Here is an 18,937-nt window from a genome sequence, read left to right on the forward strand (position 1 = left end):
CCTCAGGCGTCCTTGCCACGCCGAATCCAATAAATGAAATGGTTATCGTCACTGAACGTATGCAGCAACTCATGGTCTGATACTTGGGTGTAGGCCGGAAAGTCACGAACGGAACCCGCGTCAGTGGCGATCACCTTGAGCACCTGCCCCGGCGATAGCTGATGCAGCGCAAGCTTAGCCTTGAGCAACGGCATAGGACAGCTCAAACCACTGGCATCAAGCTCCTCATCATGTTCTGGAGGTCTCATCTACTCGACTCCTGCGATACACTGGCGACACATATGAATGGCAATCACTATATCATTAAACCCATGCCAGAATAATTCGGAAGGCCATCTCCAATGCTCAATCGCGTTACTTTTATCTGTACTTTCCTCTCCTTGCTGCTTACAACTCAGCCAAGCCGTGCCGAAGAACCCTTCAATTTGCCCCTTCTTAATGATGGCAGTTCGTCCATTGTCAGTCTTGAAGCCGAATACCGGCTCGGCAGGAACTGGGCTCGCATACTGCGAGGGCAGGCGCCGATGCTGGATGACCCAATCACCTATCAGTACCTCGAAGACCTGCTTTGGCGACTCCTGCCACACAGTCAGGTTCAGGATCGACGACTGGAACTGTTTCTGCTGGCCAACCCGAGCTTCAACGCCTTCGCTGTGCCTGGCGGCGTTATCGGCGTACATGGCGGTCTGATTCTGGCAGCTGAGAGTGAAGGAGAATTAGCCTCCGTAATCGCACACGAGCTCGCCCATCTTAGCCAGCGCCACTATGCTCAGCGACTCGAAGATGAACGCCGAAATCGCCCCCTGATGCTGGCCGGTGTACTTGCCAGCATCCTGGTCGCGGCTGCCGATACGGAAGGCGGTGTAGCGGTCATGTCTTCAACGCTGGGAGCCTCGGCGCAAAATCAGCTGGCCTTCAGTCGCCGTAACGAACAGGAAGCAGACAGAGTTGGCATGCAAACACTGGTTTCAGCCAATTATGATCCTCACACCATGCCCGAGATGTTTAGCCGCCTGCAACGAAACTATCAATTTTACGGACAACGCCCTCCCGAATTTCTGCTCACCCACCCTGTCACCGAGTCACGCATCGCCGACTCGCTGAACAGGGCCAGCCAACTGCCTGTTGTAAGGAGCCATCAACATGGCGTTGAATTTTCTTTGATTAAGGCACGCATGGAAGTGCAGTTTTCTGAGTCCCCCGCCCTAGCCGTCGAGCATTTTCGTAGTGCGTTGAAACTGAACGACAATGCGTACAGCCGATACGGCCTGATGCTTGCTTCAATTGCCAACCGGGATTATGCATTGGCCAAACAGGTATATCAGCAAATGCCTGTCACGCTCAAACAGCACCTTTATGTCCAGCTCGGCTATATTGAGGGGCTGATGCGATCGGCCAACTACCAGGAAGCGCTTGATCAGTCTCGCCAATTATTGGCGCTCTATCCAGACAGCCGACCCACGAGAACACTGTATGCCCGTGCTTTGCGCGATAGCGGCCAATTTGCAGAAGCCTTGAGGGTTTACAAGTCTCTAAGCCGTGACTACCCAAATGACGCCCAACTCTGGTTTCAGCTGGCCGAGACAGAAGGCCTTGCAGGCAATACCCTTGGCGTCCACGAAGCACGAATTGAATATTTCATGCTGACAGCGCAGCTTGACCAGGCGCTCAAGCAAATCACTTATGCACGACGCGGCAAAGACTTGACGCCATCCGATATTGCGCGGCTCGATCAACGCGAGCAGGAAGCGCGCGCTCTTCGTCAGGAGATGAAACAGCAGTTCTGACACCGCACACAAAAAAGCCCGCTAACCTGATCAGTGAGCGGGCTTTTTTCGATAACGGTTCGATCAATTAGCCGAGAAGTCCAGCATCCTCTGCAACGGCTTGAGGGCCTTCTCCCTCAGATCCGCATCGACATGAATCTCATCTGCTCCATGCTCCAGAGCAGACAAAATATTATCCAGACCGTTCATCGCCATCCATGGACAGTGAGCACAGCTGCGACAGGTCGCACCTGAACCTCCGGTCGGCGCTTCAAGAAAACGCTTGCCCGGTGCAGCCTGCTGCATCTTGTAGAAAATGCCACGATCGGTTGCAACGATAAAGGTCTCATTAGGCAACTCCTGGGCAGCCTTGATCAACTGACTGGTTGAACCGACCGCATCAGCAATTTCCACAACCGCATCAGGTGACTCAGGGTGGACCAGGACAGCCGCATCCGGGTAAACCTGCTTAAGATCCAGAATACCTTTCGCCTTGAACTCCTCATGGACGATGCAACTGCCGTCCCAGAGAATCATCTCGGCACCGGTTTCCTTACGCACGTATTCACCAAGATGCTTATCAGGAGCCCAAATGATTTTCTTGCCCTGATCCGCAAGGTGCTCGACCACCTTGAGCGCAATGCTGGAAGTTACCACCCAATCGGCACGCGCCTTCACTGCAGCCGATGTGTTGGCATAGACAACCACTTCGTGATCAGGGTACTGATCACAGAAAGCCGCAAACTCATCAGCAGGACAACCGATATCAAGGGAGCAGGTCGCTTCCAGGGTTGGCATCAGGATGCGTTTTTCCGGATTCAGAATCTTGGCAGTTTCACCCATAAAGCGAACACCAGCCACGATCAGGGTAGATGCAGGGTGACGAGAGCCGAAGCGCGCCATTTCAAGTGAATCCGCGACACAGCCACCGGTTTCATCCGCAAGCTGCTGGATCAGATCATCGGTATAATAGTGCGCAACAAGACAAGCATCCTTTTCAACCAGCAGTTGACGAATCTTGTTCTTGTACTCTTCGATTTCAGCTGACCCCATCTGCGGCGGCAGGTGCTCTTGCGCAAAGTGCTCCTGCACCAGGATGCGATCATCAATATCTTGCTTACTCAACATAGTTCTGGTTCTTATCATCCCGCGGGTTGATGCCATTGAGGGCAAAAATAAAGGGGCGTGGATTATACCATAGTTGGACCACGGTTAACGCACGATTTACCCTTCAACTTGTATTTGGGTACCCTGAAGTCGTTTAACTGTAACAGAAAAGCGGGAAAATGGTGGGTCGTATAGGACTCGAACCTATGACCAATTGGTTAAAAGCCAACTGCTCTACCAACTGAGCTAACGACCCATACAAGAATCAGACAGACAGCCTGATTAAGCGAAGGGAAGATGGTGGGTCGTATAGGACTCGAACCTATGACCAATTGGTTAAAAGCCAACTGCTCTACCAACTGAGCTAACGACCCGATGGGCTGCGCATTTTACGTTAATCCCGCAGGATGGCAACCCCTTTTTTGCACTTTTTTAGACGTAACGAGTAGGGTCTTTCACCCCTGCATCGGCGAACCCGTTTGCACGTAAACGACAGCTGTCGCAACGACCACAAGCCCTACCATCATCATCCGCCTGGTAACAGGACAGGGTTAAACCATAGTCGATTCCAAGAGCCACCCCTCGACGAATAATATCTGCCTTGGTCAGGTCCATCAGAGGCGTTTTGATATGGATGGGGTTACCACTGATACCCCGGCGCGTTGCCAGGTTTGCCATGGTTTCAAAGGCAGCGATGAACTCCGGACGGCAGTCAGGATAACCGGAATAGTCAACCGCATTAACACCAATAAAGATGGCATCGGCATCCAGCACTTCAGCCCACCCAAGAGCCAAAGACAGAAACACTGTATTCCGGGCCGGCACATACGTTACAGGCACACCCTCGGACTCGCCCTCCGGCACTTCGATGCTGGTATCCGTCAAGGCAGAGCCACCAAAATCTTCCAGATGCAAGCGCAGCACCCGGTGTTCGACCACGCCAAGTTGAGCCGCAATGGCGCGCGCTGCATTCAGCTCTGTCAGCGACCGCTGACCGTAATCAAAACTGAGTACATAACAGTCATATCCCTGATCCTTCGCCATAGCCAGAGCTGTAGCAGAATCCAGGCCACCCGAGAGCAGAACAACCGCTCGTTTAACATCTTGTTTCATCAATACCAATCTTATTTACGGCTTCAAGTAACCACGTGCCAGATCAGCCGCAGGTGCCTGCGGATAATCTTGCACCACTTTCTGCATCAACTGCCGAGCCTTGGCGGTGTCACCGGCACGCCCGGATAGCACACCCAGCTTATAGAGCGCATCTGCGGCTTTTCCATGCTGGCCAAAATGCTGCACAACATGATCGAACGCGCCTTCAGCCTCTTTCGTTTTTTGCTGAGCAAGATACACCTCTCCCAACCAGTACCAGGCATTCGGCTCAAGCTCACTGCCCTGATACTGATCGATAAACCCCTTGAACTCAGCCTCGGCAGGACCAAAATCACGCGCCCGAACCTTCGCAAAGGCGGCCTCGTAACGCTGCACCTCACCAGAAGCATTCGGCGGCGCAGGCTGAGCAGGTTGTACCGAGGAAGCCTCGGCGACCTCCGACTCAGAAGGCACAACCGAAGAGCCTGCATCGGTCGACTCTACAGGCGGTACAGCTGCTGAACCCTGCGGCAACTGCTGGTACAGCAGGCTGATCCGCTTATCCATGTCGCGATAGCGGTCACGCTGCTGACGCTCCAACTGATCCAGACGATATTGCTGCTGCTCAATGATTCCACGCAAGCTACGGACCTCATCCTGCAGTTGCTGCAGCATGAAGAACATCTCGTTCTGCCCTGAGAGCGAACGCTGCTGATGAGTACCTGCGCCAGCCGAGCCGGCTTCGGAGACTTCCACCACTGGCACGGGCGCCGCCTGCACAGCCAGTGCAGACAACGCCAATGCAGGCAAGAACAGCCAACGAGAACCTTTAATCATCATGTGATTACTTGCTCAGGTATTTCAACTCAACACGGCGATTCTGCGACCAGGATTCAGCATCATGACCCAGTACCGCAGGCTTTTCTTCACCGAAGCTCACTGTTTCCACCTGGTTTGCAGCTGCACCATTGACGACCAGCAAGCGCTCAACCGACTGCGCTCGACGCTCACCCAGTGCGATATTGTACTCGCGAGTGCCACGCTCATCGGCGTGTCCTTCCAGACGTACAGAAGCAGACGGATTCTGTGCCAGATAACGCGCATGAGCTTCAAGATCAGCAAAGCCCTCCTGACGCACCACCGACTGATCGAAATCGAAGTAGAACACTGTACGCAGCTGCTTAAGATCTTCGGCTGTCACCACAGCCCCACTGCTCAGGCTACCACCTGAAGTACCATAACTGCTGGCACCACCGGCCTGATCACCTGTACCGGCACCCGCGGCACCTGAGTCAGTCGTGGTACTGGTTGTGCTACAGCCCGCAGCCCAGATCATGGCCGCCGAGATGATGACAGATTTGGTCAGGTTGCCTACCTGCATGTTGTTTCCCCTGTTTTAGTCTTGGAATCAAATTTCAAACAATAATTACACAAACCGAAATTCAGTGTAATGCCGTAATGCTAATCAGCCATTACCATTTCATTTAACGCAGGTATGGCGACCAGGCGGGTTCACGCACATCGCCACTGGCAGCCGGCATTCTGAACTGAACTCGCCCATCCAGCGAAACAGCCGACAGTACGCCCCGCGTTCCTTCCTGGGTCGCATAGATCACAACACTGCCGTTGGGCGCTATGCTGGGTGATTCAACCATCCCCGAGCGCGTCAGAATATCCAGTCGCCCCGTTTTCAAATCCTGCACAGCAATATCAAAACCGTTCCCACCACCACTGCTTCGGTGAACCATTGCCAGGAATCGTCCATCCTGCGTCAGACGACCACGGGCATTGTAATTACCCTCAAAGGTCAGGCGCTCCAGATTACGACTGGCCAGATCCAGACGGTAAATCTGCGGCTGCCCACCTCGATCGGAGGTAAAGATCAGCGATTGCCCGTCAGGTGACCAGCTTGGCTCAGTATCGATGCCGTAATGACGGGTGATTCTCTGCAACTGACGGCTCTGCAAGTCGAGCACATAAACTTCAGGATTACCATCACGGGACAAAACCAATGCCAGGCGGCTGCCGTCTGGAGACCAGGCAGGTGCACCGTTCAACCCCGGAAAGGACTGAATACGTTCTCGGCGCCCTGTGGCCAGGTACTGGACATAAATAGCCGGCTTCCCGGTTTCGAAAGAAACATATGCCAGCTTGCTTCCATCCATCGACCAGACGGGCGAGAGGATCGGCTCAGAGGACTCCAGTATTGTCCGTGCTCGTGCCCCATCCCAGTCTGCAAGCTGCAACCTGAAGCGTTGCTTACCGGCTGAAACCTGTTCGGCTGTTACATAGACAATACGGGTAGAGAAGGCTCCCTTAAGCCCTGTCAGCCGCTCAAAAAGACGGTCCGCAATGAAATGAGCACCATCACGCAGATTTTCTCGCCCCGTAGTGACTTGTTCGCTCAAAATTGACTGCTCACGCAAGACGTCATACAGCTCGAAGCGCACACTGACCTCATCAGCCCCGACAGGCACTGCGCGGCCAATTACCACATAGTCCATCTTCGCAATGCGCCAGTCACGGAAATAGAGTTCAGATCGCTGCACAGGGAATCCGAGCATGTTTTCCCGTTGCATCGGCTGGAAAAAGCCGCTGCGCTGAAGGTCCTGCTGAACGATGGCGGCCACATCCTCTGGCAACGCACGGCCGGTTTCGTTCGAGAAAGGCACAACTGCAATCGTTGTCGGCGCCTCGACCCCCTGAGTGACTTCAACAACCAGCTCTGCCCTGGCCGCAACGGACGCCAGTACCATTAACAGCAATACGGTTACACGCCTGAATTTCACCACCTAAGTCCCTCCGGCCTGAATTTAACCAATAATTTCCGCAAGCGGCGCTCAAACAGTATCGGGTCGATATCAGCCACACGCGGGAATCGCTGAACACGATAGACGGCCTGTATGGCGGAATTGTCGAATGCCGCGTTGCCACTGCTTGTATCGATGTAAGCCTGGTCCACTTCACCACTGGGCAGGAAATGAATGGCCACGACTGCCTCCATACCATTTCGCGCGGTGCTTGGGATTCGCCAACTGTTCTGAAGCATCGCCTGAATATAGGATTGAATATCGCCGATAACGGCCTGCGAAGCCTGTCTGGCGGCCGCCTCTCGAGCCTGTTGTTCACGCTTCAAGGCCTGCTGAAGCTCAGCTTCAGCCAATGCCTGCTGTTTTTGTCGCTCTGCTTCTGCCTTAGCAGCCGCTTCAGCCTTGCGTTTCGCATCAGCGGCTTGCTGACGTGCCTGCTCTTCAGCCTTGCGCTTGCGCTCGGCAACTTCAGCCTTACGCTTGGCCTCCTGCTCAGCCTGACGCTTCTGTTCCGCCGCACGCTGTCGTGCCAGTTCCTGTTGGCGCTTTCGCTCGGCTTCCTGCTGCGTCTTTCGCTTTGCCTCTGCTTCTGCCTGACGTTTTGCCAGCTCCTGACGGCGCTTCTCGGCCGCGGCCTGTTCCTGCTTCCTCAGTTCGGCCTGGCGCTGCTGTTCCGCCTTTCGCGCCTGCTCTTCAGCAATGCGTGCCTTTTCTGCCTCACGCTTGGCCAGGGCCGTGAGATCAATCATCTGAGCCTCTATATGACGCGGCACCTGATGCGTGGGCTCCGAGTGATCAATCCAGTGAGCACTCAGCAGCAACAACGCAACGGCATGTACAGCGAACGCCAGTATAAAAGGAACAATGTAGCTTCTGATCTCCACAATCAGCCCTATTCCGTGACCAGACCAACACTGGTGGCGCCTACCTGTTGCAGCAGAACCATCAACTGAACCACCTGATCGTAGTTGACCGATTTGTCGCCCCGAACCAGCAGCAGTTTTTCAGGAGCTGACGCCAGAATTTTACCGACGCGGTCAGCGACTTCATCCCGACTCAAAGGCGCCTTCTCATCGCCGCCCACATTAATGTAGTAGGCACCCTCAGCATCTACGGTCAGAATGACAGGTTCCTCATTCTGATCATCAACAGGCTCAGCAGCCGCCTGCGGCAACTCTACGTTGACACCCTGTGTCAACATCGGAGCAGTCACCATGAAGATCACCAGCAATACCAGTGTCACATCGATGTAAGGGACCACGTTGATGTCCGAATTCAGCTTACGCTTCTTACGCTCTTTGCGAATCATGACTCAGCCTCAGCCCGCACGATGGACGCGACGATAGAGGATGCTGGAGAATTCATCTGCAAAGGTGTCGTAGGCATTCAACAATCCTTCCGATTGAGCGGAGAACCGGTTGAATGCTATGACCGCCGGAATAGCCGCAAAAAGACCAATGGCGGTTGCCACCAACGCCTCGGATATACCGGGAGCCACAGATGCCAGAGTTGCCTGGTGAACATTCGCCAAGCCACGAAAGGCATTCATGATGCCCCAGACAGTACCGAACAGACCCACGTAGGGACTTGTGGAACCTACTGTCGCCAGAAACGGAAGGTGACGTTCAAGACGCTCCTCTTCTCGCGCAATCGCGACACGCATTGCGCGCTGAACTCCGTTCATCACCATCTCGGGGTCGCTGCCTGTTTTTTGGGTCAGGCGCGTGTATTCCTGCAAACCGGCCCTGAAGATATTTTCGGCACCACTGTGGGTGTTGGGCATCTGATTCACTTCACGAAAAAGCTCACCCAAGTCCACACCTGACCAGAAGCGGTCTTCAAACTGACGCAGCGCACGGCGCGCCTTGCGCATGACCTGATTGCGCTGAAAGATCATTACCCAGGAAAGAAAGGAAGCCAGTAACAAAAGCAGCATTACCAGTTGCACGACCAGGCTCGCGTTCATCACGAGACTCCAGATAGACAGCTTGTCTTCCATCATTTCTCCTCAAGGGTAAGCTGTTGAACGGAACTTGACGTCAGTTGTTGCAGCATATTAGCCGGCCAGCGTTGCGGTTTTAAGTGCGAAGCGGATACACAGGCGACATCCACTTTAGCCTGGCATAGCAGAACAGAATCTGAAGCGCGGGTGATTTTTTGAAGAAAGGTCACACGCACGCCGGATGCACGTTCGACGGCGACACTGACCAGAAGTTCATCATCGAGTTTGGCCGGCTTAAGATATCGACCTTCAACATGAGTTACCACGAACAGCACATCATTCTCAGCCAGATATTGCTGAGAATAACCGAAATGCCGGAGCAATTCGGTACGCGCCCTCTCCATGAACTTCAAATAATTGACGTAATACACGATACCGCCCAGGTCGGTATCTTCTATGTAAACTCGTATCGGCCACTGAAACGACATGCCAATAACCTGATCAGGTTGCAAATTGGCACAAACAATAACAGTAGCCGGTTTTAAAACAAAGTCTCAGCTCTGACAGCTAAGGCAGGTATCGATCAACGGGTCTGCCCGAAGGCGGTTCAGCTCTATCGCTTCGCCACAACACCGACAGCGACCAAATCGCCCCCTGTTGATCCGCTCAAGGGCCTGGTTGCAGGATGCAATAGACTCAAGGTGGTGACGCATATGCTCCAGATTCAACCTGCGCGCCACCTCCAGCGTCGCTTGCCGGTCACCCTGACCATGAGCATGACGTTTGAGCAGATGCCGGACGTGTTCAATCTCATTCAGCTCATCGGCAAGCTCTTCATGCAGTGCTTCCAGCAACTCGTGCAGGGTATCCGCCATGTGTTCCAACTCATCGCGACTCAGTACTGCTGCCATGATTCAGGCCTCCGTTTTATCGAAGCCCGATCTTACTGCGACCCAAGGTGGTTAAAAGTTGATCTTCATCACCTGCAGCACGCACACTCTTCCATGAGTGCGAAACGATTGATATCAGTCAGGTCTTTCGATACCAAAGTGAATATAGGCATGGTCTGTCACAATTCGTCCACGCGGAGTCCGCATGATAAAGCCCTGCTGAATCAAGTAAGGCTCCAACACATCCTCGATGGTGTCCCGCTCTTCACTTATTGCGGCTGCAAGACTATCGATTCCGACCGGTCCCCCGCCAAACTTCTCGATCATTGCCAGCAACAGGCGGCGATCCATGTGGTCGAAACCACGCTCATCCACGTTGAGCATATTCAGTGCCAGGTCTGCAATGGGTTTCGTGATGCAGCCATCACCCTTTACTTCTGCGAAGTCACGCGCGCGACGCAGCAACCGGTTTGCAATACGAGGCGTCCCCCTTGAACGCTGGGCAATTTCGCGCGCACCGTCCACATCCACTTCTGTTCCAGACAACTGACCGGAACGCATTACAATCCCTGTCAAATCCTCCACCGAATAGTATTCCAGCCGTTGTACTATGCCGAAGCGATCCCTCAACGGGGATGTCAACAAGCCGGCGCGCGTGGTTGCACCGACAAGGGTAAAGGGCGGCAAATCAAGCTTGATGGAACGAGCCGCGGGGCCTTCTCCGATCATGATATCCAGCTGATAGTCCTCCATCGCCGGGTACAGCACCTCTTCGACGTTAGGACTCAAACGATGAATTTCATCGATAAACAGAACATCACCTGGCTCCAGATTCGTGAGCAGCGCAGCCAGATCACCCGCCTTCTCAAGCACCGGACCAGAAGTTGTCTTGATCTGCGAACCCATCTCGTGGGCGATGATGTTCGCCAATGTCGTTTTGCCCAAGCCGGGAGGACCAAATATCAACGTATGATCCAATGCCTCTTCACGACGCCGGGCCGCATCGATGAATATTTCCATCTGCTCACGTACAGCAGGCTGGCCTTCATAGTCAGCCAGCAGCTTAGGCCTGATCGCACGATCACTGACCTCTTCTATCGGTGACGCCATAGGAGTAATAAAACGATCCGCTTCAATTTTCATGCCTTACTCCCTCACTAGCCGGTCACCATGGTCTTGAGCGCCTGACGAATCAAATCTTCGGTCGCAGCCCCCTCTCCCAGGGTTTTCGCCGCCTGTTCGATCGCACGTGTTGCCTGTTGCGGCTTGTATCCAAGGGCGATCAATGCACTTTCGGCTTCAGCCCGATAATCTGTCCTCGACACCTCAGCCACCGGAAGATTGCCCGAGCTCAGCTCAAGCTCGGTCAGCGTTGGCAGCTGCAGCTTGTCAAGACGGTCTTTCATTTCGACAATCAAACGTTCAGCCGTTTTCTTGCCCACTCCAGGCACACGCACCAAAGCAGTTGTATCTTCACTGTGAACCGTACGAATAAAGTCTTCTGCACTGATACCCGAGAGGATTGCCAAAGCCATCTTGGGCCCAACACCGTTCACCTTTATCAAGGATCGAAACAGCTGCTTTTCCTTCTGATCCGCAAAGCCATAGAGCAGCTGGGCGTCTTCACGTACCACGAAATGCGTATGCAACCCAACTTCCGCACCAAGCTCGGGCAGCTTGTAGAAAGTGTTCATCGAGGCCTCAACCTCGTAGCCGACACCATTAACCTCAAGCAATAGCCAGGGCGGCTGTTTTTCCAGAATTCGACCTCTGAGATGTCCGATCACGAATCAACTGTCTCCATAAAAAATCAATAACGCCAGCGCCGTGCCGCCCTGCTCCGAGCCTGCTGTACCTGACCGGCAGTGGTATGGGCATGACAGAGCGCTATTGCCAAAGCGTCGGCAGCATCTGCCTGCGGCAGCCCCGGGAGCTTGAGCAAATGGGCTACCATATGCTGAACCTGGACCTTGTCGGCCCCCCCATTACCCACCACGGACTGTTTTACCCGCCGCGCGGCATACTCTGCCACAGGCAATGCCTGGTTGGCTCCTGCGACAATCGCAACGCCACGCGCCTGTCCCAGCTTCAAGGCCGAATCCGCATTACGTGACATAAAGACCTGTTCGATGGCCATTTCATGCGGCTGGTAGCGTTCGATCACCTCGGTAACACCTGCATAAACCTGCTGCAGACGCTCGGCCAGAATATCACCACTGATACGGATACAACCACTGGCCACATACTCGATTCGGGCGCCCACGGCATTGATCACGCCGTACCCGGTAATTCTTGATCCAGGATCAATTCCCAGTATCAACATGTGCAGCTCCTTACATCCCGGTCATCTGAACGACTGCCCTCAGCCTCTGAATGCCCTGAACATAAAAAAACCGGGGAGCGACCCCGGTTTCTGATTTACGCTCCCAAGCGATGATCACTCCATCGCTTCTTCAGGGATGTCTGCGTTGTGGTAGACGTTCTGGGTGTCGTCCAGATCTTCCAGGGCATCAATCAGCTTATAGGCCTTGATACCGGTCTCCACATCCAGCTCAACAGTTGTGGCAGGTATCATGCCCACTTCGGCATAGACCGGCTCCAGGCCAGCATCCACCAAAGCCTGCTTAACGTCCATAAAGTCCTGCCAAGGTGCAAATACATCAATGGAGCCATCTTCATTGGTCACCACATCATCCGCACCTGCTTCCAGGGCTGCTTCCATGATGGCGTCTTCATCGGCACCCTCACCGAAGGTGATCTGACCTTTCTTTTCGAACAGGTAAGCCACTGAGCCATTGGTACCCAGGTTACCACCTGCCTTGTTGAAAGCAGCACGCACCTGGGACACTGTGCGGTTGACGTTATCAGTCATGCACTCAACGAGAATCGCTACACCATTGGGACCATAACCCTCGTAGGTCAGCTCATCGTAGTTTTCACCTTCTCCACCACCGGCACCACGCGCGATCGCCTTCTCGATAGTGTCCTTCTTCATGTTGGCGCCAAGCGCCTTGTCGACAGCCGCACGCAGACGCGGGTTATCTTCCACACTGCCACCACCTTCTTTGGCGGCTACTGTCAGTTCACGAATAAGTTTGGTGAAAATCTTGCCTCGCTTGGCGTCCTGAGCCGCCTTGCGGTGCTTGATGTTAGCCCACTTGGAATGACCTGCCATAAAACATCCTCGACTGATAGCAGGGCCTGGCAAGACCCTGTGATCCAAATGCGTGTCTTAACTGTAATGGGGCGGCACTCGTAGCCGCCCGGTTGCGCAATCAGGGAGTCTTGCGCAACTTGATATTCAGTTCGCGCAACTGTGCGGCGCTGACCTCTCCAGGAGCGTCGGTCAGCAAGCACGCTGCACTCTGAGTTTTCGGGAATGCAATCACTTCACGGATGGAAGATGAGCCAGTCATCAGCATAACCAGACGATCCAGACCAAATGCCAATCCACCGTGCGGCGGCGCACCGAATTTCAGTGCATTCAGCAGGAAGCCGAACTTCTCTTCAGCTTCTTCATCATTGATACCCAGCACCTTGAATACTGCTCGCTGCATTTCCTGATCGTGGATACGAACAGAACCACCACCCAGCTCGGTACCGTTCAGCACCATGTCATAGGCACGGGACAGTTTACCCTCAGGCTGCTCCAGCAATTCAGCAGGTGTGCAGCTCGGTGCAGTAAACGGGTGATGCAGCGCGGTCAAACCACCATCAGAAGTCTCTTCAAACATCGGGAAGTCAACAACCCACAGCGGCGCCCATTCACGCTCAATCAGGTTCATGTCTTCACCGACCTTGATACGCAGCGCACCCAACGCCTCATTGACGATGGTTGCCTTGTCAGCACCGAAGAAGACGATATCGCCGTTCTTGGCTTCCAGGCGCTCCATGACTTTCATGGCCACATCGTCACCGAGGAACTTGACGATTGGAGACTGCAGGCCTTCAGCACCTTTCTCCAGTTCATTGACCTTGATCCAAGCCAACCCCTTGGCACCGTAGATACCAACGAACTTGGTGTATTCATCGATAATCTTGCGGGTCAACTCAGCACCACCCGGCACCTTCAGGGCAGCTACGCGGCCCTTCGGATCCTTGGCTGGGCCAGCGAACACCTTGAATTCGATATCCTGCAGCAGGTCAGCAACATCCACCAGCTCCAGAGGAATGCGCAGATCCGGCTTGTCGGAACCGTAACGCTGCATTGCTTCTGAGTAAGGCATGCGCGGGAATTCACCCAGATCCACATCGAGCAGCTCGATAAAGAGCTTGCGGATCATCCCTTCGGTCAGACCCATGATGCCTTCCTCGTCCATGAACGAGGTTTCAAGGTCGATCTGGGTAAATTCGGGCTGACGATCGGCACGCAGGTCTTCGTCACGGAAGCACTTGGCGATCTGGTAGTAACGGTCGAAGCCGGACACCATCAAAAGCTGCTTGAACAGCTGCGGCGACTGCGGCAGCGCAAAGAAACTGCCTTCATGGGTGCGGCTCGGCACCAGGTAGTCACGCGCGCCTTCCGGAGTTGCACGGGTCAGAATCGGCGTTTCGATATCGAGAAAGCCGTTCTCTTCCAGATAGTTACGGATGTTGTGGGTGATCTTGGAGCGGAAACGCAGCTTGCGCTGGATTTCAGGGCGACGCAGATCGATGAAACGGTTGCGCAGACGAACATCTTCGCCTACCTGCTGGTGTTCATCCAGCTGGAACGGAGGGGTTTCGGCCTTGTTCAGAATAACGAGCTCTTTGCCCAGTACTTCGATCTCGCCGGTACCCATCTCCTTGTTGGCAGTACCTTCAGGACGCGCACGGACAGTACCACGGACTTCAACCACGTACTCATTACGCACGCTGTCAGCCAGATTGAAGCTCTCTTCACGGTCCGGGTCGAATACAACCTGGGCAATGCCTTCACGGTCACGAAGGTCAAGGAAGATGACACCACCGTGATCTCGACGGCGGTGAACCCAGCCAGTCAGGGTGATGTCTTCTCCAATATGATCTGCTCTGAGGTCGCCGCAATAATGGCTGCGCATAGTGTCCTGTTCCTGTATCCGAATGCAACATGGAAATCAAAGGCGGGAATTATAACCGATTTGGCCGGGCCTGACAGGCCCGGCAGCAGGGTTTGATAGACCGGGGTCAGTCGTGAGGTTCAAATGCCAACTCGCCGTCGAGCAGCCGCTCCAATTTCCCTCTCACCCGCGCCAGTTCTTCATCCGTATAGGGTACGGCTGGATGCCTGCCCCAAACAGGCCCAGGCCATGCCGGGTCAGACTCTTTTCGTACGATGACATGCACATGCAGCTGAGGCACCATATTACCAAGGGCACCAACATTCATTTTGCGCGCCAAAAAGAGGTCAGCCAACGTCTCCGACAACTCACTGACTTCATGGATCAGTTGCTGTTGCTCACTGGCGGGGAGATGATAAAGCTCTGTGACTCCGGCACGGCGAGGCACCAGAATCAACCAAGGGTACTGACTGTCATTCATCAACAGCAGGCGGCATAACGGGAAGTCTCCAAGTGCTATGGTGTCCGTCACCAGCCTGGGGTCAAGTTCAAATTCCAGCTCCAGTTCGTCCATCGCCCTGCTCCTTAAAATATGCTTGTTAATCCGAGTGTTACCAGAATTAGTATAGGTCAGCATGTATAAAGTCAATCTACACACCAGTATCGATGGCATACCGGCAGACCGCTGGGACACACTATGCGATCCCGAATACCCTTTCCTTCGCCATGCCTTCCTCAAGGCACTGGAAACTTCGGGTTCCGTTGGTGCCGATACCGGCTGGCAACCACTTCACATTGAGGTGACAGATCAGGACAACTCTATTTTGGTCATGCCTCTGTACATCAAATCCCACTCCTGGGGGGAATATGTGTTTGACTGGGCGTGGGCAGATGCCTACGAACGCAATGGCATGAATTACTATCCCAAACTGGTCAATGCCGTCCCGTTTACACCCGCAAGCGGTCCCAGGTTTGGCAGCTCACTGCCCGCAGATGAAGCCTGGGCTCTGCTCCCACAACTGCTGAATCAGGTGATGACTCAGATAAAGGCATCCTCATGGCACTGCCTCTTCCCGGACCCGAACGAAATTCAGCAGGCACCAGACTCCTGCCTCACTCGACTCGGCTGCCAGTACCACTGGTTCAATCATGAATATCGTGATTTCGATGACTTTATAAGCAGGTTCAATTCACGCAAACGCAAGTCGGTTAAACGCGAGCGGCGCAAGATTCAGGAACAGGGGATCACTATTGAACGCCTGTCCGGCAGGCAGATTAAAAACCGGGATATGCAAACCTTTTATCATTTCTACCAGTCGACCTATCTCAAACGAGGCCGCAGAGGATACCTGTCAGCTGAGTTTTTCGACCAGTTACTCAAGGTCATGCCGGAACGGCTTTTGCTGGTCCAGGCCTGCCGGGATAATACCGCCATTGCGGCCGCCCTGTATTTTATCGGCAAGAACACCTTATTCGGTCGTTACTGGGGCTGCCACTCAGAACATGACAGCCTGCATTTTGAGGCCTGCTACTATCAGGGCATCGAATATTGCATCGAGAAGGGTATTCAACGCTTTGATCCCGGCGCTCAGGGTGAACACAAAATCCAGCGCGGGTTCGAGCCCGTGCGGACCTTTTCCCTTCACCACATGGCAGACCCAAGGTTTGAACGGGCCGTAGAAGTATTCCTGGAGGAGGAGCGCGATCTGATGGAACAACAGATCACGCAGTTAACAACCTGGCTGCCGTTCAAACAGCCAGATCAATAGAGACCTATCAAAGGATCATCGCAGCCACCCAACCGGCCACCAGCAGCGGCAGGTTGTAGTGCAAGAAAGTCGGCACCACCGTATCCCAGATATGGTGATGCTGGCCATCCACGTTCAGGCCAGCGGTTGGACCCAGTGTTGAGTCGGAAGCCGGCGAACCGGCATCCCCCAACGCACCGGCGGTACCCACCAAAGCCACGATCGCCAAAGGACTGAACCCCAGCGACAAAGCCAAGGGCACGTAAATTGCCGCGATGATGGGGATGGTAGAAAACGAAGAGCCGATACCCAGGGTGACCAGCAGCCCCACCATCAGCATCAACAGCGCCGCCAGCCCTTTGTTGTCACCAATCAAGTCAGCTGTGCTGTTGACCAGAGTTGAAATCTCACCCGTTTGACGCATAACTTCAGCGAAACCGGCTGCTGTAATCATGATAAACCCGATCATGGCCATCATCTTCATGCCATCAATCAGCACACCATCAGCCTGTTTCCAGCGGATAATCCCGGTCAGGGTGCAGATCATATAGCCGGACAGCGCACCCAAAACCATGGATCCGGTCCACAACTGCACACCAAAGGCAGCCAGCATAGCGACAACCACGGCCACCAGACGGGCCGTACTGTAGTTGACTTCAACCCGCTCTGCTGCCTGCAGGCGCTCCATGTCGTAGCGACGCGGTTTGCGGTAATTGAACAGCGCCAGCAACAGACCGACCAACATGCCTGCGGCAGGAATCCACATGGCGGCCATCACGTTGACACCTTCAGTGACCAAACCATTATCAGCGACATTCTTCAGCAGAATATTATTCAGGAAAATGCCACCAAAACCGACGGGCAGAAACATGTAAGGCGTTACCAGGCCAAAAGTCAGAACGCATGCGATCAGACGCCTGTCCAGCTGCATCTTGCCCATCACCATCAGCAAGGGCGGCACCAGCAATGGAATAAAAGCGATATGAATCGGAATCAGGTTCTGTGAAGAGATCGCAACAGCCACCAACACCAGGATCAGGGAGTATTTGACCATTTTGCTGGCCTGCCCTTCTCCACTGCCCAGCTTACGCTGCACCAGATCAGCCATTGCATGGGGTAAACCGGACTGCGCGATCGCCACGGCGAAACCGCCCAGCATGGCATAACTGAGCGCCACTTCGGCACCGCCACCGATACCGCCAGTAAACGCATCCATGGTTTGTTCAAGTCCCATTCCCGCCAGCAAGCCGGCAGTCAGCGCACCCAATACCAGTGCGACCACAACCGGTGTACGCAACAGGCTTAGCGCCAGCATCACGACCACCGCTGCGAGTACAGCATTCATCAATTTTTCTCCAAGGATTTGAGGGGGCAAATGGTAAAAAAGCGCGAACTCTGCAGCAGTACTGCCGTGTTGTCAAACCAACTTAGCGCCGCTCAATCCGAAACACTTCACCAAGGCGGGCGTATTCCGAGCCACCCAAACGTGCCAAGGGTCTCAACTTATCGGCATCCACACGGCTTCGCCCCTTACTGTCGACATAACACACAGCATCATCGATCCAGAACTGCTCCACCTCGACCAACAACAGATGCTGTGGCTTGTTGCCTACTTCAATGTGCTGATACAACCGGCATGCCAGCGCAATCGGCACATCCTGTAAACGGTGCATATCGGTACCTTCAAATGGAACCAGCCCATTGCCGATCATTTCAAGCTCCGACTCACCAAATGCCAGCTCCCGTGACGTATCCGAAATGGCTTGTGCCTGATCGTCCGATCCAATATGGATGACACAGCGCTTGCGCTCGAGCAGGTTGCGGCAGCTGTCCTTCATGGTACCGTCCGATTTGACACCTATCGACAGCATCAGCACAGGCGGATCACTGCACACGACATTGAAAAACGAAAAGGGTGCCAGGTTATGACTGCTTCCGGTTTCATCGTTAGGGCTTAAAACCCAGGCAACCGGTCGCGGAATTATGATCTGGGTCAATGTGTGATAGATATCGGTTGAGGCCATTGTGTGTGCTGAAAATATCATTGCTGCTCCGCACTTTTCTCAGTTAGCCGCAAATCATAACACCCCTGCCCCGGGCCATACTCAGATTATGTGCAACCGCAACATGAGCCTGAATGATTGTGTTTAAGAACCATGATGAAAAAAACGCACCCTCCTCTCCTCGTTTTCCATTCAAAGCCGCCTACACTGAGAGTCCCTGCACAACTTGCTCTTTTACTTCATGCCTGGCAGAGGAACCGAGGAGGATTAGCGGTATGTTGACCTATGAAGAGTGTCTGGAGATGAGCGACCTGACGTCTGACGATATCTCCGCCATCGCCGAACATGAACACATGGACCCAATGATTGCAGTCGCTCTTGGGCATTACCTGATCACCCACGATGGTGAACAAAGGATTCAGCGCTTCATTCTTGATGATATCGAGCGAGCAAAGCGCTGCGGTGATCGTAATAAGCAGGCGCTTCTGTATGGAGCCCTGCGCCATTTCGTCGCCAACCACCCCCAGCATGCAAGCAGTACCCGCCTGCAATAAACGACTC

22 protein-coding genes and 2 tRNA genes are annotated in these 18,937 nt (G+C 54.0%); 3 read left to right on the forward strand and 21 right to left on the reverse strand.

What is annotated here, in order from left to right; genetic code table 11:
- Nucleotides 1-2 precede the first annotated feature (2 nt).
- Nucleotides 3-248, reverse strand: coding sequence for a sulfurtransferase TusA family protein (locus tag LN244_RS09150; protein WP_239039495.1), 246 nt, complete (start codon nucleotides 246-248; stop codon nucleotides 3-5).
- A 93-nt stretch (nucleotides 249-341) separates the two neighbouring features.
- Between LN244_RS09150 and LN244_RS09155 the strand changes: the two genes are divergently transcribed.
- Nucleotides 342-1,787 (forward strand): M48 family metalloprotease, encoded by a 1,446-nt coding sequence (locus LN244_RS09155; RefSeq protein ID WP_239039496.1) that lies wholly within the window; start codon nucleotides 342-344, stop codon nucleotides 1,785-1,787.
- Nucleotides 1,788-1,850: 63 nt separating this feature from the next.
- Here LN244_RS09155 and nadA read toward each other — a convergent pair whose 3' ends face one another.
- The 18 genes from nadA to LN244_RS09245 form a co-directional block, all read right to left on the reverse strand.
- The gene (nadA, locus tag LN244_RS09160) at nucleotides 1,851-2,894 is read right to left on the reverse strand and encodes a quinolinate synthase NadA (RefSeq protein WP_239039497.1); all 1,044 of its coding nucleotides are present in this window, start codon (nucleotides 2,892-2,894) and stop codon (nucleotides 1,851-1,853) included.
- Between the two features lie 159 nt (nucleotides 2,895-3,053).
- Nucleotides 3,054-3,129 (reverse strand) — tRNA-Lys (locus LN244_RS09165).
- Nucleotides 3,130-3,171: 42 nt separating this feature from the next.
- Nucleotides 3,172-3,247: transfer RNA gene (locus tag LN244_RS09170), tRNA-Lys, on the reverse strand.
- Between the two features lie 58 nt (nucleotides 3,248-3,305).
- On the reverse strand, nucleotides 3,306-3,986 hold the full coding sequence (queC, locus tag LN244_RS09175) for a 7-cyano-7-deazaguanine synthase QueC (RefSeq protein WP_239039498.1): 681 nt from the start codon (nucleotides 3,984-3,986) through the stop codon (nucleotides 3,306-3,308).
- Between the two features lie 15 nt (nucleotides 3,987-4,001).
- Nucleotides 4,002-4,805 (reverse strand): tol-pal system protein YbgF, encoded by an 804-nt coding sequence (ybgF, locus tag LN244_RS09180; protein WP_239039499.1) that lies wholly within the window; start codon nucleotides 4,803-4,805, stop codon nucleotides 4,002-4,004.
- A gap of 4 nt (nucleotides 4,806-4,809) precedes the next feature.
- Nucleotides 4,810-5,346 (reverse strand): peptidoglycan-associated lipoprotein Pal, encoded by a 537-nt coding sequence (gene pal / locus LN244_RS09185; protein ID WP_239039500.1) that lies wholly within the window; start codon nucleotides 5,344-5,346, stop codon nucleotides 4,810-4,812.
- 103 nt (nucleotides 5,347-5,449) lie between these two features.
- On the reverse strand, nucleotides 5,450-6,721 hold the full coding sequence (tolB, locus tag LN244_RS09190) for a Tol-Pal system beta propeller repeat protein TolB (protein WP_408904466.1): 1,272 nt from the start codon (nucleotides 6,719-6,721) through the stop codon (nucleotides 5,450-5,452).
- Between the two features lie 29 nt (nucleotides 6,722-6,750).
- Nucleotides 6,751-7,524: a cell envelope integrity protein TolA gene (gene tolA / locus LN244_RS09195; protein ID WP_239039502.1), complete on the reverse strand. Its 774-nt coding sequence runs from the start codon at nucleotides 7,522-7,524 to the stop codon at nucleotides 6,751-6,753.
- 143 nt (nucleotides 7,525-7,667) lie between these two features.
- Nucleotides 7,668-8,084: a protein TolR gene (tolR, locus tag LN244_RS09200; RefSeq protein ID WP_239039503.1), complete on the reverse strand. Its 417-nt coding sequence runs from the start codon at nucleotides 8,082-8,084 to the stop codon at nucleotides 7,668-7,670.
- A gap of 9 nt (nucleotides 8,085-8,093) precedes the next feature.
- Nucleotides 8,094-8,774 (reverse strand): protein TolQ, encoded by a 681-nt coding sequence (gene tolQ, locus LN244_RS09205; protein WP_239039504.1) that lies wholly within the window; start codon nucleotides 8,772-8,774, stop codon nucleotides 8,094-8,096.
- The gene (gene ybgC, locus LN244_RS09210) at nucleotides 8,774-9,205 is read right to left on the reverse strand and encodes a tol-pal system-associated acyl-CoA thioesterase (RefSeq protein ID WP_239039505.1); all 432 of its coding nucleotides are present in this window, start codon (nucleotides 9,203-9,205) and stop codon (nucleotides 8,774-8,776) included. The genes tolQ and ybgC overlap by 1 nt, the downstream gene beginning before the upstream one ends.
- Before the next feature lie 66 nt (nucleotides 9,206-9,271).
- Entirely contained in the window at nucleotides 9,272-9,628 is a 357-nt protein-coding gene (locus tag LN244_RS09215) for a TraR/DksA family transcriptional regulator (protein ID WP_239039506.1), read from the reverse strand.
- A gap of 114 nt (nucleotides 9,629-9,742) precedes the next feature.
- Nucleotides 9,743-10,750, reverse strand: coding sequence for a Holliday junction branch migration DNA helicase RuvB (gene ruvB, locus LN244_RS09220; protein WP_239039507.1), 1,008 nt, complete (start codon nucleotides 10,748-10,750; stop codon nucleotides 9,743-9,745).
- A gap of 14 nt (nucleotides 10,751-10,764) precedes the next feature.
- A complete protein-coding gene (gene ruvA, locus LN244_RS09225; protein WP_239039508.1) occupies nucleotides 10,765-11,394 on the reverse strand; it encodes a Holliday junction branch migration protein RuvA in 630 nt (209 codons plus the stop codon).
- 23 nt (nucleotides 11,395-11,417) lie between these two features.
- Nucleotides 11,418-11,930, reverse strand: a complete 513-nt coding sequence (gene ruvC, locus LN244_RS09230; protein ID WP_239039509.1) for a crossover junction endodeoxyribonuclease RuvC — start codon at nucleotides 11,928-11,930, stop codon at nucleotides 11,418-11,420.
- A 114-nt stretch (nucleotides 11,931-12,044) separates the two neighbouring features.
- The gene (locus LN244_RS09235) at nucleotides 12,045-12,782 is read right to left on the reverse strand and encodes a YebC/PmpR family DNA-binding transcriptional regulator (RefSeq protein WP_239039510.1); all 738 of its coding nucleotides are present in this window, start codon (nucleotides 12,780-12,782) and stop codon (nucleotides 12,045-12,047) included.
- A gap of 100 nt (nucleotides 12,783-12,882) precedes the next feature.
- Nucleotides 12,883-14,646 (reverse strand): aspartate--tRNA ligase, encoded by a 1,764-nt coding sequence (aspS, locus tag LN244_RS09240; RefSeq protein ID WP_239039511.1) that lies wholly within the window; start codon nucleotides 14,644-14,646, stop codon nucleotides 12,883-12,885.
- 106 nt (nucleotides 14,647-14,752) lie between these two features.
- Nucleotides 14,753-15,199, reverse strand: coding sequence for an HIT domain-containing protein (locus LN244_RS09245; protein WP_239039512.1), 447 nt, complete (start codon nucleotides 15,197-15,199; stop codon nucleotides 14,753-14,755).
- A 61-nt stretch (nucleotides 15,200-15,260) separates the two neighbouring features.
- Here LN244_RS09245 and LN244_RS09250 point away from each other — a divergent pair, with 61 nt between their 5' ends.
- Nucleotides 15,261-16,394, forward strand: coding sequence for a GNAT family N-acetyltransferase (locus LN244_RS09250; RefSeq protein ID WP_239039513.1), 1,134 nt, complete (start codon nucleotides 15,261-15,263; stop codon nucleotides 16,392-16,394).
- Between the two features lie 7 nt (nucleotides 16,395-16,401).
- On the opposite strand, the gene LN244_RS09255 is transcribed toward LN244_RS09250, so the two are convergent.
- Both LN244_RS09255 and LN244_RS09260 read right to left on the reverse strand, forming a co-directional pair.
- Complete coding sequence (locus tag LN244_RS09255; protein WP_239039514.1) at nucleotides 16,402-17,718, reverse strand: Na+/H+ antiporter family protein; 1,317 nt, start codon at nucleotides 17,716-17,718, stop codon at nucleotides 16,402-16,404.
- Nucleotides 17,719-17,800: 82 nt separating this feature from the next.
- Complete coding sequence (locus tag LN244_RS09260; RefSeq protein WP_239039515.1) at nucleotides 17,801-18,397, reverse strand: flavin reductase family protein; 597 nt, start codon at nucleotides 18,395-18,397, stop codon at nucleotides 17,801-17,803.
- Between the two features lie 254 nt (nucleotides 18,398-18,651).
- Here LN244_RS09260 and LN244_RS09265 point away from each other — a divergent pair, with 254 nt between their 5' ends.
- The gene (locus LN244_RS09265) at nucleotides 18,652-18,930 is read left to right on the forward strand and encodes a hypothetical protein (protein ID WP_239039516.1); all 279 of its coding nucleotides are present in this window, start codon (nucleotides 18,652-18,654) and stop codon (nucleotides 18,928-18,930) included.
- The last annotated feature ends 7 nt before the right edge of the window (nucleotides 18,931-18,937 follow it).

The sequence above is a fragment of the Marinobacterium sediminicola genome, assembly GCF_022343685.1.
Taxonomy (GTDB): domain Bacteria; phylum Pseudomonadota; class Gammaproteobacteria; order Pseudomonadales; family Balneatricaceae; genus Marinobacterium; species Marinobacterium sediminicola.

Excerpts from the sequence above, each read along its gene's own strand:
- LN244_RS09150 (WP_239039495.1), bottom strand. The coding sequence starts at position 248 with ATGAGACCTCCAGAACATGATGAGGAGCTTGATGCCAGTGGTTTGAGC.
- LN244_RS09155 (WP_239039496.1), top strand. The coding sequence starts at position 342 with ATGCTCAATCGCGTTACTTTTATCTGTACTTTCCTCTCCTTGCTGCTT.
- nadA (WP_239039497.1), bottom strand. The coding sequence starts at position 2,894 with ATGTTGAGTAAGCAAGATATTGATGATCGCATCCTGGTGCAGGAGCAC.
- queC (WP_239039498.1), bottom strand. The coding sequence starts at position 3,986 with ATGAAACAAGATGTTAAACGAGCGGTTGTTCTGCTCTCGGGTGGCCTG.
- ybgF (WP_239039499.1), bottom strand. The coding sequence starts at position 4,805 with ATGATGATTAAAGGTTCTCGTTGGCTGTTCTTGCCTGCATTGGCGTTG.
- pal (WP_239039500.1), bottom strand. The coding sequence starts at position 5,346 with ATGCAGGTAGGCAACCTGACCAAATCTGTCATCATCTCGGCGGCCATG.
- tolB (WP_408904466.1), bottom strand. The coding sequence starts at position 6,721 with ATGGTACTGGCGTCCGTTGCGGCCAGGGCAGAGCTGGTTGTTGAAGTC.
- tolA (WP_239039502.1), bottom strand. The coding sequence starts at position 7,524 with ATGATTGATCTCACGGCCCTGGCCAAGCGTGAGGCAGAAAAGGCACGC.
- tolR (WP_239039503.1), bottom strand. The coding sequence starts at position 8,084 with ATGATTCGCAAAGAGCGTAAGAAGCGTAAGCTGAATTCGGACATCAAC.
- tolQ (WP_239039504.1), bottom strand. The coding sequence starts at position 8,774 with ATGGAAGACAAGCTGTCTATCTGGAGTCTCGTGATGAACGCGAGCCTG.
- ybgC (WP_239039505.1), bottom strand. The coding sequence starts at position 9,205 with ATGTCGTTTCAGTGGCCGATACGAGTTTACATAGAAGATACCGACCTG.
- LN244_RS09215 (WP_239039506.1), bottom strand. The coding sequence starts at position 9,628 with ATGGCAGCAGTACTGAGTCGCGATGAGTTGGAACACATGGCGGATACC.
- ruvB (WP_239039507.1), bottom strand. The coding sequence starts at position 10,750 with ATGAAAATTGAAGCGGATCGTTTTATTACTCCTATGGCGTCACCGATA.
- ruvC (WP_239039509.1), bottom strand. The coding sequence starts at position 11,930 with ATGTTGATACTGGGAATTGATCCTGGATCAAGAATTACCGGGTACGGC.
- LN244_RS09235 (WP_239039510.1), bottom strand. The coding sequence starts at position 12,782 with ATGGCAGGTCATTCCAAGTGGGCTAACATCAAGCACCGCAAGGCGGCT.
- aspS (WP_239039511.1), bottom strand. The coding sequence starts at position 14,646 with ATGCGCAGCCATTATTGCGGCGACCTCAGAGCAGATCATATTGGAGAA.
- LN244_RS09245 (WP_239039512.1), bottom strand. The coding sequence starts at position 15,199 with ATGGACGAACTGGAGCTGGAATTTGAACTTGACCCCAGGCTGGTGACG.
- LN244_RS09250 (WP_239039513.1), top strand. The coding sequence starts at position 15,261 with ATGTATAAAGTCAATCTACACACCAGTATCGATGGCATACCGGCAGAC.
- LN244_RS09255 (WP_239039514.1), bottom strand. The coding sequence starts at position 17,718 with ATGAATGCTGTACTCGCAGCGGTGGTCGTGATGCTGGCGCTAAGCCTG.
- LN244_RS09260 (WP_239039515.1), bottom strand. The coding sequence starts at position 18,397 with ATGGCCTCAACCGATATCTATCACACATTGACCCAGATCATAATTCCG.
- LN244_RS09265 (WP_239039516.1), top strand. The coding sequence starts at position 18,652 with ATGTTGACCTATGAAGAGTGTCTGGAGATGAGCGACCTGACGTCTGAC.